16 protein-coding genes are annotated in these 16,926 nt (G+C 37.2%); 13 read left to right on the forward strand and 3 right to left on the reverse strand.

Annotated features, from left to right (window positions below):
• The first annotated feature begins 17 nt into the window (after positions 1 to 17).
• From VIK44_RS09330 to VIK44_RS09360, 7 genes are read left to right on the forward strand one after another with little or no spacing between them, the layout of a single operon-like run.
• Positions 18 to 1,064: a sugar phosphate nucleotidyltransferase gene (locus tag VIK44_RS09330; RefSeq protein ID WP_331553629.1), complete on the forward strand. Its 1,047-nt coding sequence runs from the start codon at positions 18 to 20 to the stop codon at positions 1,062 to 1,064.
• On the forward strand, positions 1,054 to 1,701 hold the full coding sequence (locus VIK44_RS09335) for an acetyltransferase (RefSeq protein WP_331553630.1): 648 nt from the start codon (positions 1,054 to 1,056) through the stop codon (positions 1,699 to 1,701). The genes VIK44_RS09330 and VIK44_RS09335 overlap by 11 nt, the downstream gene beginning before the upstream one ends.
• Positions 1,698 to 2,693 carry an N-acetylneuraminate synthase gene (gene neuB / locus VIK44_RS09340; protein WP_331553631.1) on the forward strand — a complete coding sequence of 332 codons (996 nt, stop codon included), beginning with the start codon at positions 1,698 to 1,700 and terminating at the stop codon, positions 2,691 to 2,693. Before VIK44_RS09335 ends, neuB begins: the two co-directional genes overlap by 4 nt.
• Positions 2,693 to 3,859: a UDP-N-acetylglucosamine 2-epimerase gene (neuC, locus tag VIK44_RS09345; protein ID WP_331553670.1), complete on the forward strand. Its 1,167-nt coding sequence runs from the start codon at positions 2,693 to 2,695 to the stop codon at positions 3,857 to 3,859. The genes neuB and neuC overlap by 1 nt, the downstream gene beginning before the upstream one ends.
• A gap of 4 nt (positions 3,860 to 3,863) precedes the next feature.
• A complete protein-coding gene (locus tag VIK44_RS09350) occupies positions 3,864 to 4,841 on the forward strand; it encodes a Gfo/Idh/MocA family oxidoreductase (RefSeq protein WP_331553632.1) in 978 nt (325 codons plus the stop codon).
• Positions 4,842 to 4,844: 3 nt separating this feature from the next.
• Entirely contained in the window at positions 4,845 to 5,789 is a 945-nt protein-coding gene (locus tag VIK44_RS09355) for a Gfo/Idh/MocA family oxidoreductase (protein ID WP_331553633.1), read from the forward strand.
• Positions 5,790 to 6,554 (forward strand): cytidylyltransferase domain-containing protein, encoded by a 765-nt coding sequence (locus VIK44_RS09360; protein ID WP_331553634.1) that lies wholly within the window; start codon positions 5,790 to 5,792, stop codon positions 6,552 to 6,554.
• Between the two features lie 91 nt (positions 6,555 to 6,645).
• On the opposite strand, the gene VIK44_RS09365 is transcribed toward VIK44_RS09360, so the two are convergent.
• The 3 genes from VIK44_RS09365 to VIK44_RS09375 form a co-directional block, all read right to left on the reverse strand.
• Positions 6,646 to 8,178 (reverse strand): IS1182 family transposase, encoded by a 1,533-nt coding sequence (locus VIK44_RS09365; protein WP_414637071.1) that lies wholly within the window; start codon positions 8,176 to 8,178, stop codon positions 6,646 to 6,648.
• Between the two features lie 233 nt (positions 8,179 to 8,411).
• Positions 8,412 to 8,705, reverse strand: coding sequence for an EscU/YscU/HrcU family type III secretion system export apparatus switch protein (locus VIK44_RS09370; RefSeq protein ID WP_331553636.1), 294 nt, complete (start codon positions 8,703 to 8,705; stop codon positions 8,412 to 8,414).
• Complete coding sequence (locus tag VIK44_RS09375; RefSeq protein ID WP_331553637.1) at positions 8,692 to 10,119, reverse strand: hypothetical protein; 1,428 nt, start codon at positions 10,117 to 10,119, stop codon at positions 8,692 to 8,694. Before VIK44_RS09375 ends, VIK44_RS09370 begins: the two co-directional genes overlap by 14 nt.
• A 227-nt stretch (positions 10,120 to 10,346) precedes the next feature.
• Between VIK44_RS09375 and VIK44_RS09380 the strand changes: the two genes are divergently transcribed.
• The 6 genes from VIK44_RS09380 to flgB all read left to right on the forward strand — a co-directional run bounded on the left by VIK44_RS09380 (position 10,347) and on the right by flgB (position 16,926).
• Entirely contained in the window at positions 10,347 to 12,398 is a 2,052-nt protein-coding gene (locus VIK44_RS09380) for a chemotaxis protein CheA (protein ID WP_331553638.1), read from the forward strand.
• A 206-nt stretch (positions 12,399 to 12,604) separates the two neighbouring features.
• Positions 12,605 to 13,417: a protein-glutamate O-methyltransferase CheR gene (locus VIK44_RS09385; protein ID WP_331553639.1), complete on the forward strand. Its 813-nt coding sequence runs from the start codon at positions 12,605 to 12,607 to the stop codon at positions 13,415 to 13,417.
• A gap of 59 nt (positions 13,418 to 13,476) precedes the next feature.
• Complete coding sequence (gene fliD / locus VIK44_RS09390) at positions 13,477 to 15,387, forward strand: flagellar filament capping protein FliD (protein ID WP_331553640.1); 1,911 nt, start codon at positions 13,477 to 13,479, stop codon at positions 15,385 to 15,387.
• Between the two features lie 22 nt (positions 15,388 to 15,409).
• Positions 15,410 to 15,802, forward strand: a complete 393-nt coding sequence (gene fliS, locus VIK44_RS09395) for a flagellar export chaperone FliS (protein ID WP_331553642.1) — start codon at positions 15,410 to 15,412, stop codon at positions 15,800 to 15,802.
• 2 nt (positions 15,803 to 15,804) lie between these two features.
• A complete protein-coding gene (locus VIK44_RS09400; protein WP_331553643.1) occupies positions 15,805 to 16,200 on the forward strand; it encodes a hypothetical protein in 396 nt (131 codons plus the stop codon).
• 324 nt (positions 16,201 to 16,524) lie between these two features.
• On the forward strand, positions 16,525 to 16,926 hold the full coding sequence (flgB, locus tag VIK44_RS09405) for a flagellar basal body rod protein FlgB (protein WP_331553644.1): 402 nt from the start codon (positions 16,525 to 16,527) through the stop codon (positions 16,924 to 16,926).

Below are 16,926 nucleotides of genomic sequence, written 5' to 3' on the forward strand. Positions count from 1 at the left end.
GCAAAGAGGTGGAAGTTTTGGATGTTAAAGATTTTTTAATTGATGAAGAATGCACGATGCTTGATGCTATGAAGTTATTAGATGAAGTGGCAAAGAAGGTCCTATTTATTACAAAAGACAGCCGTTTTGTAGCTACCATAACAGATGGAGATATCAGGAGATGGATTCTTAAAAAAGGAAACCTGGATGCCAAAGTAAAAGATATAGCAAATTACACCCCAAAATCTTTAAATGAAAGCGAAAAAGCTTTAGCAAAAGATTTTATGCGAAACAATTCCATTGAGGCTTTGCCGATTTTAAATGAAGATGGTGACATCGTTTCTCTTGTTTTTTGGAATGACGCGAAGATCGAAAGAAAAAGAAAACTAGAGGTTCCAGTAGTTATAATGGCAGGAGGAGAGGGGTCCCGTTTATACCCTTATACTAAAATCTTACCGAAGCCATTGATGCCTATTGGGGAGATTCCAATTGCAGAGCATATCATTAATCGATTTCACAAGAATGGTTGCAGAGAATTTCATCTTATTCTTAATTATAAAAGAAATATGATCAAAGCCTATTTTAATGATGTGGATAAAGATTATAAACTAAATTATATAGACGAAGAACAGCCCTTAGGAACAGGGGGGGGGTTAAGTCTCTTAAATGGCATAATTAATTCAACCTTCATACTTTCAAATTGTGATATTTTAATCGAAGCAGATTATAAAAAGATTTTCAATTATCATAAAAGTAAGAAAAATCTCGTTACAATCGTTTGTTCACTAAAGAATATAACAATACCATACGGTGTTATTGAAATCAGTGAAACCGGTGAAATAGAAGAAATGAAAGAGAAGCCAAAGCTTTCTTTTTTCACAAATACTGGAATGTATATTGTGGAACCAAGAATTATTGAAGAGCTGGAAGAAAATAAGACAATCGGTTTTCCGGATATTATCCAGAAATACAAAGAAGCTGGAGAAAAAATTGGGGTTTATCCAATTAGTGAGCATAGTTGGTTGGATATGGGGCAATTGGATGAGATGGAAAAGATGAGAAAAAGGTTGGAGTATGATGAATAAAAAAATTTTATTGGTTGGGGGAGGAGGGCACTGTAAGTCTGTAATAGATAGCCTCTTAGAACTTGATCAATTTTCAGAGATTGGAATCATCGATAAAAAAGAGAACAAGGAAATCCGGATTTTAGGAGTATCAGTCATTGGTTTTGACGATGATTTGCCTCGGTTTTTTTCGGAAAGCTATCATTATGCCTTCGTGACACTGGGTAGTATCGGTGATCCATCGCTCCGTATTAACCTATTTAGGCTTCTTGAAGAAATAGGTTTTAAAATACCTAATATTGTAGATGCATCAGCAATTGTAAGTGACGATGTAAATATGGAAACAGGCATCTATATCGGAAAAAATGTGGTTGTTAACGCTGGCACATCCCTTTGTAAGGGCTCAATCATTAATACTTCTGCAACAATAGAACATGATTGTGCAATAGGGGCGTTCTCTCATATTGCACCAGGTGCAGTCTTATGTGGAGAAGTGATAATTGGAGGAAATTCTCATATTGGGGCAAATACCGTAATAAAGCAACAGATAAAAATTGGTGCGAATACAATCATAGGAGTGGGGAGTGTTGTATTACAAAATATTGATGATGATATGATCGCGTATGGAAATCCGTGTAAGGAGATTAAAACAATATGAGTGTATTCATTATTGCAGAGGCTGGGGTTAACCATAATGGCAGCATTGATATCGCAAAAGAAATGGTTGATAACGCTAAAGAAGCCGGAGCTGACTGTATAAAATTTCAGACATTTATAGCAGAGAATCTTGTATCAAAAAATGCTGAGAAGGCTGAATACCAAAAAAAGCAGACAGATTCAAATGAAAACCAGCTTGATATGTTAAAAAAATTGGAACTATCTTTTGACGAATTTATTGAGCTGAATGAATATTGCAAACATAAGAATATCGAATTTCTATCAACTGCGTTTGATCTTGATAGCATAGATTTTTTAATGAAACTTGATATGAAAAGATGGAAGATTCCATCAGGGGAGATTACAAACCTGCCCTATTTAATTAAAATCGCAAAGACTGGGAAGCCGATCATACTTTCCACCGGTATGAGTACAATGGATGAAATAAAAGAGACTGTTAAAGTGTTGAAAGAAAATGGGTGTGGGAATATTACACTGCTTCACTGCACAACCGAATACCCCACTCCATATAAAAATGTGAATTTAAGGGCTATGAATACGATTCAAGATGAGACAAAGATGCCAATCGGATATTCTGATCATACAAAAGGAATAGAAGTTTCAATAGCTGCTGTAGCAATGGGTGCTATAGTTATAGAAAAGCATTTTACAATGGATAAAAATATGGAGGGCCCAGATCATAAGGCTAGCCTGGAACCGAATGAACTTAAAGCAATGGTAAAAGCAATTCGAAATATTGAATTGGCTCTAGGCAATGGTGTGAAGATACCTGCGGAATCGGAAATTAAAAACATGAAAATTACCAGAAAAAGTATAATGGCTAGCAATTGTATAAATAAGGGCGAAGTTTTTACTGAGGAAAACCTAACTGTAAAACGACCTGGTAATGGTATTAGTTCTATGATGTGGTTTGAGGTGCTTGGACAGACGGCCATAAAGAATTTTAAAGAAGATGAGTTAATAGAATTATGATGAAAAAGAAAATATGTATATTAACTGCTACAAGAGCTGAATATGGGCTGCTTAAATCTATTATTACCAAATTTATAAAAGTAGCGGAGTTAGATGTGCGAATAGTCGTAACAGGAGCACATTTGTCACCAGAATTTGGTCTAACCTATAAAGAAATCGAAAGAGATGGAATTTGCATTGATAAAAAAATCGAAATACTTTTAAGTTCGGATACTCCAACAGCAATATCAAAAACTATGGGTCTGGCCATAATGGGATTTGCGGATTACTTTGCTCAGCTTGAGCCTAATATGTTAGTAGTAGTAGGAGATCGATATGAGACCTTGGCGGTATGCTGTGCTGCAATGAATCAAAAAATACCGATTGCACATCTCTATGGTGGTGAAACGACAGAGGGGGTAGTGGATGAATGTATTCGCCATGCCATTTCTAAATTCAGTTACTTACACTTTACAAGCACAGAAGTATATAGAAGAAGGGTTATTCAACTTGGGGAACAGCCTGATAGGGTGTTTTGTGTAGGTGCAATAGGTATTGAAAATATACAAAATGAAAAATTGCTGAGCAAGGCGGATCTTGAAATTGCTATTGACTTTAAACTGGATAAACCTTATGCGATGGTAACGTTTCATCCTGTAACGCTTGAAAACTCTAATTCAGAGAATCAATTCAAAGCAATATTAAATGTCTGTGAAAAGCATAAAGATATGGCTTTTGTTTTCAGTAAAGCAAATGCAGATGCAGATGGCCGCATTATTAACCAAATGCTTGATACATACATAAAAGAACACGATAATGCGGTAGGCTTTGATTCACTAGGGATGATTCGTTATTTGAGCGCATTAAAATATTGCGCAATGGTCATTGGCAACTCATCAAGTGGATTAATTGAAGCGCCAAGTTTTGGAATTCCAACAATTAATATTGGAGATCGTCAAAAGGGTAGGTTGCAGGGAGAGAGCGTCATTAACTGTGAACCAATAGCAATAGGAATTGAAAAAGCTATTGCTTTAGCATTAACCAAAGAATATAAAAATAATGCTAGAAATGCTGTCAACCCATATGGTGATGGAAACACATCGGATAAAATTATTGATAAGGTAAAAGAATTTTTGATGAATGAAAAAATAGATTTGAAAAAGAAATTTTATGACTGTGAAGTGTAATCAAATGAAAGTTATTGTAATTGGCTTAGGTTCTATGGGAAAAAGACGGATCCGCTTAATTCGCAAGTTAAATAAAAAAATAGAAATTATTGGTGTAGATACCAATGAAGAACGCAGAAAAAATTGCAAAGAAGAATATGAAATTGATGCTTTTGAATGGTTAACTGAAGTGCTGGAAACTACTCGTTTTGACTGTGCCTTTGTGTGTGCATCCCCTCTTTCACATAGTGCAATTATTACACAATGCTTAAAATTGAGATTACATGTATTTACGGAATTAAACTTAGTGGATGATGGTTATGACGAAAATATTTTCCTCGCAAAGCAAAATAAACTTGTCTTATTTATGTCCTCAACATTTTTATATCGGGAAGAAATCAAAAAAATTAAAACATTGGTGCAACAAGTGAGCTATCCTCTTAACTACACATATCATGTTGGACAGTACCTGCCGGATTGGCATCCTTGGGAAAATTACAAAGATTTTTTTGTTGGCAATAAGCGGTCTAATGGATGTCGAGAAATATTTGCCATCGAACTTCCGTGGCTAGTCGATGTATTCGGTGATATTGTCAAGATTGATGTTGTAAAGAGTAAAATGAGTAGTCTGAATATTGACTATGATGACAATTATTTAGTCCTTATACAACACAAGACAGGACATAAAGGTACCTTAGTCGTTGATGTTGTATCTCGAAAAGCGATTAGAAATTTAGAGGTGTATGGTGAAGAACTTTATCTGTATTGGGACGGCACACCAACAGGACTGAAAGTTTATGACATCGAAAAAAACAGTGATATAAGAATTCATCTCTATGAGAAAATAGATCAATTGGATAATTACAGTAGTTTTGTAGTTGAAAATGCCTATTCAAGCGAAATCATCTCTTTTTTTCAAGCGGTAACTGAAGGAACAGCATTACCCTATAACTTTGAACAGGATAAAGCGATTCTTGAAATTATTGATATGATTGAGGCTTAGAAAATGGAATTATTTAAAATATGCATGATTGGTATGGGCTCAATTGGTGCCAGGCATTTAAAAAATATAGTCGCAGTTTTAAAAGAACAAGGTAAAGCTTACGCAATTGACGTGGTAAGAAGCGGAAATGGAAAAGAACTGGATGGTGATGTTGCTGAACACGTCAACCAAATATTTTGGTCTTATGATGAGGTTCCAGACGATTATGATGTAATATTTGTTACAAACCCTACCCATCTCCACTTTGAAACTGTGCAGCAATTTGTTAAAAAAACGAAGCATATGTTTATCGAAAAACCGGTATTTCATACAACAGAAGTTTTATTAGATGAGTTGCGTCTCAAATGTGGAAGTGTTTATTATGTAGCATGTCCATTAAGATATACGGATGTAATTCAATATTTAAAATATCAATGTAATTTAAAAAATGCATTCAGTGTTAGATCCATTTGTTCAAGTTATCTTCCAGAGTGGAGACCTGGGCAGGATTATCGTGATAGTTACAGTGCTCACAAAGACCAGGGCGGGGGTGCTTCGATTGACTTGATACACGAATGGGATTATCTGTGTTATTTATTTGGTGAACCAGAGCAGGTATTTAATTTACAAGGCACAATTTCAAATTTGGAAATTGATAGTGATGATTTATCCTTGTATATTGCAAAATATGCGAATATGACCGTAGAGGTTCACTTAGATTATTTTGGTCGCAAAACGATTAGAGAAATTCAAATATTTACAGATGAGGATACAATCGTTGGAGATTTAACAAAAAGTGAAATACGTTATTTGAAAAGTGGTAAAATCATTTCATTTGGTGAACAACGAAATGATTTCCAGCGCAAAGAAATATCGCATTTTTTTGATATCATAGAAGGAAGATCTCCTAATGACAATGACATTCTAAAAGCAATTAGAACACTGCAAGTAGCAAAAGAGGGAAAGTAAATGAATATTCTATTTACAATATGCGGGAGAGCGGGATCAAAAGGAATAAAAAATAAAAATATAATGAATTTCTTAGGATATCCATTACCATTTTATACAGTTTCAGCAATTGAGTTGTATAAAAAGAAAAATCCTGATATTCACTGTGATACTGTTTTAAACACTGATAGTTTGGAGCTTGTTCGGATATTTAAGGATCAATTAAATGTTGAGGTGGAAATAATCGAAAGAGATCCTTCTTTGGGATTAGATAATACTGGGAAAAGCGTAGTTATACTTAATTGCCTAGAGGTAATGAAAATGAGAAAATCAACCAACTATGACATGGTTGTTGACATGGATATTACTGCACCATTAAGAACGGTAAAAGATGTTAATGATCTAATACAAAAGAAGTTGAATTCTGATGCGGATGTGATTTTTTCGGTAACTGATGCAAGAAGAAATCCATATTTTAATATGGTTAAAAAAACAGAAGATGGTTATGAACGTGTAATAAAATCATCTTATAATGCAAGGCAGCAGGCACCGGTAATATTTGATATGAATGCATCACTGTATGCGTATTCTCAAGCATTTCTAGAGACTGGAAAGGGAATATTTGAAGGAAAATGTGATGTTATAAAGATGTTCGATACAGCTGTTTTGGATTTGGATCATGAAACAGATCTTGAACTTATGGAGATAATAGCGGAATATTTATTTTTTAACAAACCAAAGTTTCATGAAGTTAGAGATAATATAAGAAAACTGTTGATAACATAAAAGCGAAGACAACTGACACGCGGGGACGTTTCGGGACCTGTGAAAAAGTCGCGTTTTTGGGCTGATTTCTAAAAATATGAGTAAATAATTTTTAGAAAACGAAATTAATTCTGAATATGACGAATTTTTCTCCAAAACAATTAAAATTAGCGGTCATGATGGCCGCTATTCTCTTTAAATTTACTGCGATTGCTGCCAGTTTTGCCTGTTTGGACATTGAAATAAGACCGTAGCTTCTCGCCCGGCCAAGTCCATGGAATCGCTTGAGTTCAGCATTTTTCCCTTCAATGCTGGCCCGCTTTTTATATTTTTCTTTGAACTCATCCGTTTTCTGACTTTGGGAGATTTCATAGAATCCCAATGTATTAATCCCAATGTTCAGAATTTTTCGTGCTGATTTTTTGGCACACTCGTCATGTTTGGGACAGCATTTACAGGTTTTGAGATCGAAGTAATAATTATATCCTTCCTGAAAACCATTTTTTGTGTTTTTGCATTTTCGTTTGTAATATTTCCGGCTGACCGTTTCATTTCCCAGGCTACAGAACCATTGATCTGAATCTTTGTTATATGAAAATTCGCTTTCATCGATGCGATAGGCTGAACCACTGACCGGAATGTAGGCCAGTGCTTCCAGTGCTTTTATTTTATCAAGAATGGATTTTCTGAAATAGGCTTTATCACCGTAAAACTCATTGATTGTCAATCCGCTTGCAAGGGTATCTTTCAGTAATTCTTCAATCATTGTTCCATCAACATAGGCCCCATTCCCGGTTCGCACGGCTGTGATGATCCGCTGGTCAGTGGTCATGATGAATTCAACTTTGTAACCAAAGAAGTTGGTGGTTTTGCTTTTTCGGCCAACCCGGGCATCCTCATCGATTAATGATCGGATTCCGGTCTGGTTCATAAATTTAGGCTCATCCAGGATTTCTTTTGCTTTTTCGATCATCTGTTTTGTTTCCGGGGTATGCGTGGTTGTCTTTGTTTGCACGGTTTCGATGACGGTTTCCAGGTAGTCTTTCATGACCTGTTTTGCCTGTTTATGATCGCTGATCTCTTTGTAGGCCGGTACTTCCGGTAGACTTTCCAGTTCCTCTTTAGTTTCTTCCTTGTAGGTTTGGATGATATTTCTAGCCAGGTGTTTCATCAGCCGTTCCGGTGTTTTTTTGATGGTGTTGGCTTCCACATGGGTGGTATCTATGCTCACACTGATATCCTTGAGAATCCCTTTTTTCACACATTGAGTGACGATTTCGATAATGATCTCATCCAGCATCTTTTCACCCAGTTTCAGTTTTCTGAATTTCGATAACAGACTTCTTTCAGGCAATGGATCTTCCGGATTAATGTCCAGAAAATAGAGATAAGTCAGATTGAAGCTGGCTTCTTCAATCACTCTTTCGTCAGAGAGATCGTAGATATGCTGCAGAAACAGTAGTTTACACATCAGTTCCGGCTCTTTGGCCGGACGACCAAATTTTTTGCAGTATGTATCTTTCAGCAGATCATTGATAAAGCCGAAATCAACTGCTTCTTTTATCTGTTTCAGGATATGATTTTCCGGGATTTTATTGTATAATGAATAATGGAATGATGCTTGTTTTGATTCATATCGAAGCATGATTTTTCCCCCTGACTGGTTGGTTTTGTTTGCACTTATATTATACCAGACAGGGTTATTTTTTTGCTCAATTTTAACAAAAATATCATTACTTTTTCATGATTGATCTTTAATCTGATCAAATTTCCTCTTATCCATTGGATATTTTCTCAAGGAGATATTTTAGCTGATTTTTTGACTTTTTCACAGGTCCCAAACGTCCCTCGGTGCGATTATTGTTATTAGTCATAAATTCAGCGATTAACACTATTCTCCTCTGCCAAATCCAAAAGGGATAAGTAAATACTCACCACAATCTGGTAGAGCTCCGGTGGGATCTCCTGGCCCAGTTCCAGTTTGGCAAGCAAGGTGGCGGCACTGTCGTCGTGGTAAATGGCAATGCCGTTTTCTGCGGCAACGTTTAGAATGTTCTGAGCCACCGGGCCGGTGCCTGCTGCCACAATCACCGGGGCGTTGTTTTTTTCGCGATCGTACTTCAGGGCAACCGCTTTTAAAGGGGCTGCCTTAATTTTTTTAGATTTTGACATCTAAACCTACCTTTCTGAGGGCAAGTTTGGGGTAGCGCTGTCTGATGGTCTGACCTTCCACATACTCGCCGATCCCATAAGCAGAAAGCTTATAGCCCTGTTCTTCAATGATATTTCGCAGCTGATTTTTAGAATTCTTCAGCGGTCCGATTAATGGAACCGGACATTTAATTTCCATGTCAATGGTTTGATCTCTGATCAGGAGTTCAACTTCAAAATTACCGTATCGATCGGACTGAATGGTAAAAAAGATGTCCGTGGCTTTATTGGAGCTCCCTTTCTTTTCAAAAGGGTCTTTATCAATAAAGAACTCGCCATAGGAATTGGTGCCTAAATAACCCAGAGGAATTAAAAAGTGCATAATCGGAAAGATAGGACTTTCATTACGAACCATGGTTTCCAGTAAAGTAAAGGCAGTATTTCTCATTTTAGCCGGGCTGGAATCATCCATAGCCTTTAGGATCAGAGCAGATAAATCTATTTTTTCGCCAACCTTGCCATCTTTGGATAAAATACTCATTCTTTCGAAGAGAATTTCGGCCTCCTCGGCATGAAAAAAGAGGAGGTTTTTCATGTCCACAATTTCCTTATCGGTTAAATTGGAAAGAGGTTTCAGAGCCTGGCTGAACCGCAGAACCGCTGCTTCTAAATGCTCAGCATCCCCTTTATCGTAACGGACAATGTTATTGATAATGGTAAGCACCGAGTGATAGGGCTTTTCGCTGAAGGCATGGTTCTTGAGAATTTGTCCCATTAAAGGAATGGTTTCACTTTTTAAGATGGTCTGAACCGATTTTTGATCCGGGCTTTTTCCAGTGATGGCGGCTTCCAGTTTAGCAACCTGCTGTTCAAGTGCCGCCTTTTCATTGGCTGGAAGATTCGTGGACATCCGGGAGATTTCCGTAAGAATGGCCTTTAGGGTCTGGCTGCGGTTAACATAGGCATCATAGTGTCTGAGGATGGAGACAATGGCCTCCTTTAATTGAGGATAGCCGTCAAGCTTGGCCAAGGTTCTCAGGCTATCAAAGAAAGCGCCTTTAAAAATGGTTTCGGTTTTGTCACGAGTTAACAGCTCGCTTAAAAAATCCTGGGAGCCCAAAAAGATCTGATCCATAAAATTCTTGGGGATTGCACCGGGAGAGGATGTAAAGAGCTCTGAAATTAGAACGAGTCTTCTCAGAATGTCGGCCTCGGCTTTGGTGCTGTTCAGTAAAGGCTTTAATATTTCTTTGTTTAAATTTTGAAAAAGGGTTTCTTTAAAACTTTCTTCCTTAACATTATCAGATTTAGGGGGGATTTTAACAGTCGCATCCCGGTTGTCAATACCGATGATGGCATCAACCGGGCTTTGCTTAGGAATATCGATGACCTTGGCTGGTGTAATGGATGAGGTGATTTTAAGACTATCGGCCAATGAAATGCTCCTTTCTATTTTAAACGCTATAGATGCATGCTTAATGATATGTATGATTATACTGTAAAGGTCATGGATAAGCAATCATTTGGAGGGGAGTGCCGGATAAATTTCTTTCAACAAATATTTTATTAATGACTCAGCTTTTCCATATTTCTGTCGATATAATAGTTAAGAGTCAAAATTTTATGAGATAAAAATATAAATTTACATAAAGGATGGTTATTATGAGCAATTATGATTCAGGAAATGATTCAATCTTTGAAATGTATCTTTTTGAATCCGAGACACTCCTCGATCAACTGGATGAGATTTTACTTCAATCTGAGGAGAATGCAGATTTGACAGCCGAAGATATCAATGAAATCTTTAGGATTATGCACACCATCAAGGGATCATCAGCCATGATGGAATATGACGTTGTGGCCCATGCTGCTCATAAACTGGAGGATTTGTTTTTTATTATTCGCGAAGAAGGCATTGAAAAAGAGATTTTTGAGGATCTACTTGACCTGGTTTTGAAAGTCTCGGATTTTTTAAAGGGCGATGTTGAAAAAATAAAAAATAGCCAACCGCTTTCAGAGATAAATGTTGAGCTGGAAGCAGAAATTGATGCCTTGCTGAATCGTCTGAAGGGGGTTATTCTGGAAGAAAAAACAGAACTCCAGGATGAAGAGAGTCCTTCTTTGCCGGAAACCGATGACTTTTCATCTGAAGAATCGGTTGAAGGCACTCTTTATTTCTTGCATGCCCGGTTTGCCGAGGATAGCCAAATGGAAAACATCAGGGCTTTTATGCTGGTTAATAAGCTTGAGTCCATGGGAACTGTTTTGCAGACCATTCCCGAAGAACTTAATAATAACCCGAATGCAGCAGGTATTATTCTGAAAAATGGTTTTTTCTGCAAGTTTCAATCGGATCTTGAGAAAGATGACATTGAGGTTGCAGCCAAAAGTGTTTTATCCGTGGAAAGTGTTCATTTCATCAATGAATTTCCGGAAATAGAAGAGGTCATCAAAAAAGCTGAGACAACTGTGCCTCTTGAGAAAAAAGCGGAAACATCTGCAAAAACGAGTTCCAATAGTCAGGCCAAACAAAATAATAACAGTCAGAATTTAATTAATGTGGATTTAAATAAATTGGATACCCTGATGGATTTAATCGGAGAGATTGTTATTACAGAATCCATGGTTTTCGGCAGTGTGGAACTTCAGGGAAAAGCAGAGGAAACTTTTACAAAATCCTCGGGACAGCTTAGAAAATTAACCGATGAGCTCCAGGATATTGTGATGTCCATTCGCATGGTTCCTATTTCAGGGACTTTTAAGAAGATGCATCGTGTGGTCAGAGATATTGGTAAAAAGCTTTCCAAGGATGTTGAACTCATTACCATGGGTGAAAGTACTGAAGTGGATAAAACCATTATTGATGGCATTTCAGATCCTTTAATGCATTTGGTAAGGAATGCTTTGGATCATGGTTTGGAAAACAAAGAAGAAAGAAAAGCGTCGGGAAAAGATCCTGTGGGGAAGATAATACTGTCTGCTCAAAACAGAGGAGGGGATATTGTCATCTCTGTCAGCGATGACGGCAAGGGACTTGACACTGTAAAGATTATGGAGAAGGCAAAGGAGAAAAAACTTTTAGTTAAACCGGAAGAAGAATATTCTGAAAAAGAAATATTGGGTTTCCTCATGGCTCCCGGATTTTCCACCAAAGAAACGGTTACAGAGTTTTCCGGAAGAGGCGTCGGCATGGACGTTGTCAAAAAGAATATTGAAAAAGTCGGAGGCTCGGTATCCATTGAAAGTGAAAAGGGTTCAGGAACCAATATATTTTTGAAGATTCCATTAACCCTGTCCATTATTTCAGGCATGCAGGTTAAAGTTGGAGAAAACATTTGTGAAATCCCCATCAGCAATATTCGGGAATCCTTTAAAATAACCGAAAAACAGTTAATTACAGATCCTGATAAAAATGAAATGGTTTTAATAAGGGGCGTATGCTATCCGGTGATCAGACTGCATGAGATTTTCCATGCAGAGGATACTGCCTTTGAGATAGAAGACGGCATTTTTATGCTGGTTGATTCCGGAGATAATCTTGCCTGCCTATTTATGGATGAGTTGATTATGAAACATCAGATTGTGGTGAAACCGATTCCTAAATATTTAAACCATCAGAATGTAAAGGCTTCGGGCATTGCCGGCTGTACCATTTTGGGAAATGGCAGCATCAGCCTGATTATCGACGTTCCGAATATTTTGAATCAATACTAATTTCTTAAGCAATCGGGAAAGTACCTTGAGCTTCACTGTCAGTTTACATGAAACAATTTTTCCACTATACGGCGGACAGTTCGTTGAACTGTTCGCCTATACGTTACAAAATTGTTTATGTAAACTGACATCAAAGTAATTTACGGTTGTTTTTATGAATTTCGCAATTATCTAAATACTAATTTCTTGAAAGAAGGCGGCAAAATATGATAAGCTTAAAAGAGGATGAATTCAAGGCCATCACTTCTTATATCCAAATGAATTATGGTGTGGATTTAAGAAAGAAAAAACATTTAATCGAAGGACGACTGGGGAATCATATTTCCCAGTTGAATTATGAAAATTATATGGATTATTTTGAGCATGCCAAGGCCGATACAACAAATAATGAGATGATTGTGTTGATCAATAAACTCACAACGAATCATACCTATTTTTTAAGGGAAAATGATCATTTCGAATTTTATAAAGACTTGATATTGCCATGGGTGGATAATACCTTAAAATCAAATGATCTGCGGATTTGGAGTGCCGGATGTTCTTCGGGACAGGAGCCCTACACCCTGGCAATGATCACCCGGGATTATTTAACGAATAAACATAAAACCTGGGATAGCACTATTTTGGCATCGGACATATCTGATAAAGTATTATTTACGGCAAAGGCAGGAATCTATTCCAGTGAAGAATTGACAAAAGTTCCGGAAGAATGGAAGAAAAAGTATTTTTTGCCTCATGATCGTGGGAGTTGGATTATTTCTGATTTATTAAGACAAGGAGTTGCTTATCGGAACTTTAATTTATTGTCGAAGTTTCAATTCAAAAAGCCTTTTCATGGTATATTCTGCCGAAATGTTATGATCTATTTTGATTTGCCCACAAAAAACGAAGTTGTCCGGAAGTTTTACGATGCATTAATGCCTGGCGGTTATTTTTTTATTGGACAAAGTGAGTCCTTATCGTCCTGTGATCACCCCTTTAAATATGTGAAACCGTCAGTTTATCAGAAAGAAGCCTAAAGTATTTGAAAGTGGGGACGATATTGTAATTAAGAAATCATTTTTAGGAGGGATACAAGATGGTAACGTCAGTCAGTAATTCAACAACAAGTGCGCTTACAGCTAAAACAGGCATCGGCGGCCTGGTATCCGGAATGAGCACGGATGAACTGGTAGAAGGTTTAACCATTGGAAGTCGTTCGAAAATAGCACAGCAGGGTCAAAAAGTTCAGGGGCTGGAATGGAAACAAACCGCTTATCGGACGGTTACAAAAGCCCTTAAGGAATTTCAGACTAAATATTTAGATGTTCTTTCAGGCTCGAACATGAGAAGTACAGCATTTTATAATACGGTGAAAGCCACAAGTCCATCAACAAAAATTTCAGTGACATCGGCTTCCTCAGGGAATGAAGGAAGTATCACCATTAAGAATATCACTCAGTTGGCTACGAACCAGATTTTTCAAAGCAATGATGTGGTATCCAGTCCTATGAGCGGAAAGATGGCCAGTGATATTGCGGGGACGATGACCGCAGCAGATGTCACCAATTTACTTGCAGATATTAATGGGAAATCAATTAAACTAACCTTGGATGGCAAGGTTAAAACAATTACTTTTGATAGCAAATTTATGGAAGATGCAGGAACTGTGGGAGACTTGAGCGCCTTTCAGACTGCTTTTAAAAATGCAGTCGATACGGCCTTCGGGGCAAATGCCGTCCAGGTGGATGTCGTTAATGATCAGTTGAGTTTTACAGCTTCAGGATCACAGCTTACGGTGAATGCCTTGAATAGTGATACTGCGACTTTAGGGTTTTTGGGTTTAACGGATGGAGAGTCCAATAAATTAAACACGAATAAAACCTTAGGGGAGTTAGCTTTTGCAACACCACTTGAATCGGGAGTAGAACTATTTAAAACAACGATTAACGGTGTTAAATTCGAATTCAATAAAACAGATACTTTGTCCACCGTTATGAGTAAAATTAATTCAAGCGACGCCGGAGTGACCATGAGCTATTCTTCGATTTCGGATAAATTCACTTTGATGTCTAAAAATAGTGGTGCAGGTGAGAATATTGTTATTATTGAACCTGAAACACAGGGTAATCTATTGGTTTCTATGGGTTTGACATTGGGAGCGGGAGCTGTGAATACCGTAGGAAAAAATGCAGAATTAACAGTGAATAACGTGGTGATTTCCAGAAGTTCCAATGACATCGAGGTTGATGGAGTTAAAATTTCACTTCTGGAAAAAACAGCAGTTGGGGAAGAAATAAACATTAATATGAAACAGGATGGGTCTTCTTTATTAGAACCCATTAAGAGTTTTGTTGCTGACTACAATGCCATGATTAGCCTGGTCAACGGTTTGGTTAAAGAAAATGCGGATTCAGCCTATAAACCCCTGACGGATATACAAAGAGAAACCATGTCCGAAAAACAAATTGAAACCTGGGAAACAAAGGCGAAAATAGGTCTCTTAAGTGGAGACTCTTTGCTAAGAGGAATTGCATCAACCATGCAATCCATGATGTACGGGTCATCAGTAACCGGGGGTATCAGCCTTTATGATTTGGGCATTACTTCAGCCGGTTATAATGAAAACGGCAAGCTGGTCGTCGATGAAACAAAACTTAAAGCAGCTTTGGAAACAAAAGGATCTGCAATAAAAGATCTGTTTTCCCAGCAGGATACAGGCCTGGCAAATAAATTAAATGACATCATATTAAAAGCCACAACAACATCCGGGGGCCAGGGAAAACGCGGGTCATTAATTGAAGTGGCTGGTTACGAGTCAACCATTTCAGACATTGAAAATAATATTACAAAAAATATTGATGCTGAAAACAAAACCAAAATAAAGCTGGAAACCCGATTGAAAGCCGAAGAAACCCGTTACTGGGCACAATTTACTGCAATGGAAACAGCACTATCACGATTAAATTCTCAAAGCGCCATGCTGACTCAGTTTTCAACTGGCTCATAAACAATAGAAGGGGGAAAAAATTATGCAATATGCTAATGCTTATCAGACGTCAAAAAGACAGGCCTTGGAAACCCTGACAAAGGGAGAAGTGGTGGTAAGACTTTTTGAGGAAGCTTCAAAACAGGTTAAAATGGGTATTTTTCTCACAGAAAAGGAAGATTCCTTTAAAGCTTATAATTGTATTGCAAAGGCTCAAAATATTATCGCATCACTTAATCAGTCCCTGGATATGCAATATCCGATATCAATTGAGTTAAATGAAATGTATGGATTTATTTTCGAAAGTTTGGGACAGGCCAGCGCAAAACAGGATGTCAAACTCATGAAGGAACTTTGGCAGATAATTAATGATTTAAAGGATTCTTTTAAGGAAGTCGATAAATTGACCAGTCCTTCAAGATTGAAAGGGTTATAAAAATGTCCGGGAATGTAAATGAATATTACCCACAGAAAATCCGACTTTTGAAGGAATATGTTTCAAAAAGCGAAGAGCTTCTTGGCAGCCTGGAAGCCTGGGAAGCATTAAATGTGATTCTAACAGATCGGGATCATTTGATTCAAAAACTGCAGATTCTTGAAACTGATTTTGATAATGAGCGCTCGAAATCCGGTTGTTCTCAGGCGCAAAAGGATCAAATCGACCAATTGATCAAACTTATTTTAGACATCGATAAAGATGGCATAAAAATGATTCAGGAAGAAAAAGATAAGATCATTGTGGAATTGAAGATCAATCAGCAGAGTCAAAAGGCTCTGGACTATGGACCGAAATCAACGACAAATAATGGCAAATTTCTTAATTTCAAGAAATAAGAGTGAATCAGTATAGTAAAGTTTATTTTATGTAATAATATGCAAGATAATTAGCAACTGAAAGAGAGTTGCTTTTTTGCGTTGTTTAAAATATAATCAACTTATGAGATTGAAATACATGCTGTTTTATGGTATAATACTAGGGATAGAAATTATATCTATTCTTACTAAAAATAAAAGACGGTGGCATTGACGGTTTGCATTTAGTTAAGTCATTAATATATGATAACATTGGTCGATTTTGGGTATGGAAACCCTTTATTCACCTTGAAATCTGCTTATTCCAGAATGAAAAAGTTCTTATAGTGTTGAAAGGAAGTCAAAATGATAGGAGATTCTATAACAACTGCTTTATATCAAAAAGCATTGGATGGAACCTGGCAAAGACAAAGGGCAATTGGCAATAACATTGCTAATGGGGAAACCCCTGGATATAAGGCCGTTAAGGTTTCTTTTGAAGACACACTGAAATCTGAAGTGGGTAAAATTCAAAGCAATTCAGCCACTACAGGTGGAGAATTTCAAAAGCTTAAGTCAATAAGTGATTCTGATATTAGTGTCAGTACTAATAACGCAACATCGAACCGGGCAGATGGAAACAATGTTGATTTGGATGCTGAGAATGTTGACATGTCAAAAACAGTCCTGGAATATAATTATTTAGTCAGAGGATTATCTGATACCTATTCACGTTTAAAATATGCTATTAGCGAAGGGAAGCGATAG

The sequence above is a fragment of the Acetobacterium sp. genome, assembly GCF_036508315.1.
Taxonomy (GTDB): Bacteria; Bacillota; Clostridia; order Eubacteriales; family Eubacteriaceae; genus Acetobacterium.

What these genes read in the sequence shown, in the direction of transcription:
- VIK44_RS09400 (WP_331553643.1), top strand. Translation starts at nt 15,805, where the DNA reads ATGTCCGGGAATGTAAATGAATATTACCCACAGAAAATCCGACTTTTG.
- flgB (WP_331553644.1), top strand. Translation starts at nt 16,525, where the DNA reads ATGATAGGAGATTCTATAACAACTGCTTTATATCAAAAAGCATTGGAT.
- VIK44_RS09380 (WP_331553638.1), top strand. Translation starts at nt 10,347, where the DNA reads ATGAGCAATTATGATTCAGGAAATGATTCAATCTTTGAAATGTATCTT.
- VIK44_RS09385 (WP_331553639.1), top strand. Translation starts at nt 12,605, where the DNA reads ATGATAAGCTTAAAAGAGGATGAATTCAAGGCCATCACTTCTTATATC.
- neuB (WP_331553631.1), top strand. Translation starts at nt 1,698, where the DNA reads ATGAGTGTATTCATTATTGCAGAGGCTGGGGTTAACCATAATGGCAGC.
- VIK44_RS09365 (WP_414637071.1), bottom strand. Translation starts at nt 8,178, where the DNA reads ATGCTTCGATATGAATCAAAACAAGCATCATTCCATTATTCATTATAC.
- VIK44_RS09360 (WP_331553634.1), top strand. Translation starts at nt 5,790, where the DNA reads ATGAATATTCTATTTACAATATGCGGGAGAGCGGGATCAAAAGGAATA.
- VIK44_RS09350 (WP_331553632.1), top strand. Translation starts at nt 3,864, where the DNA reads ATGAAAGTTATTGTAATTGGCTTAGGTTCTATGGGAAAAAGACGGATC.
- fliD (WP_331553640.1), top strand. Translation starts at nt 13,477, where the DNA reads ATGGTAACGTCAGTCAGTAATTCAACAACAAGTGCGCTTACAGCTAAA.
- VIK44_RS09370 (WP_331553636.1), bottom strand. Translation starts at nt 8,705, where the DNA reads ATGTCAAAATCTAAAAAAATTAAGGCAGCCCCTTTAAAAGCGGTTGCC.
- fliS (WP_331553642.1), top strand. Translation starts at nt 15,410, where the DNA reads ATGCAATATGCTAATGCTTATCAGACGTCAAAAAGACAGGCCTTGGAA.
- neuC (WP_331553670.1), top strand. Translation starts at nt 2,693, where the DNA reads ATGAAAAAGAAAATATGTATATTAACTGCTACAAGAGCTGAATATGGG.
- VIK44_RS09335 (WP_331553630.1), top strand. Translation starts at nt 1,054, where the DNA reads ATGATGAATAAAAAAATTTTATTGGTTGGGGGAGGAGGGCACTGTAAG.
- VIK44_RS09355 (WP_331553633.1), top strand. Translation starts at nt 4,845, where the DNA reads ATGGAATTATTTAAAATATGCATGATTGGTATGGGCTCAATTGGTGCC.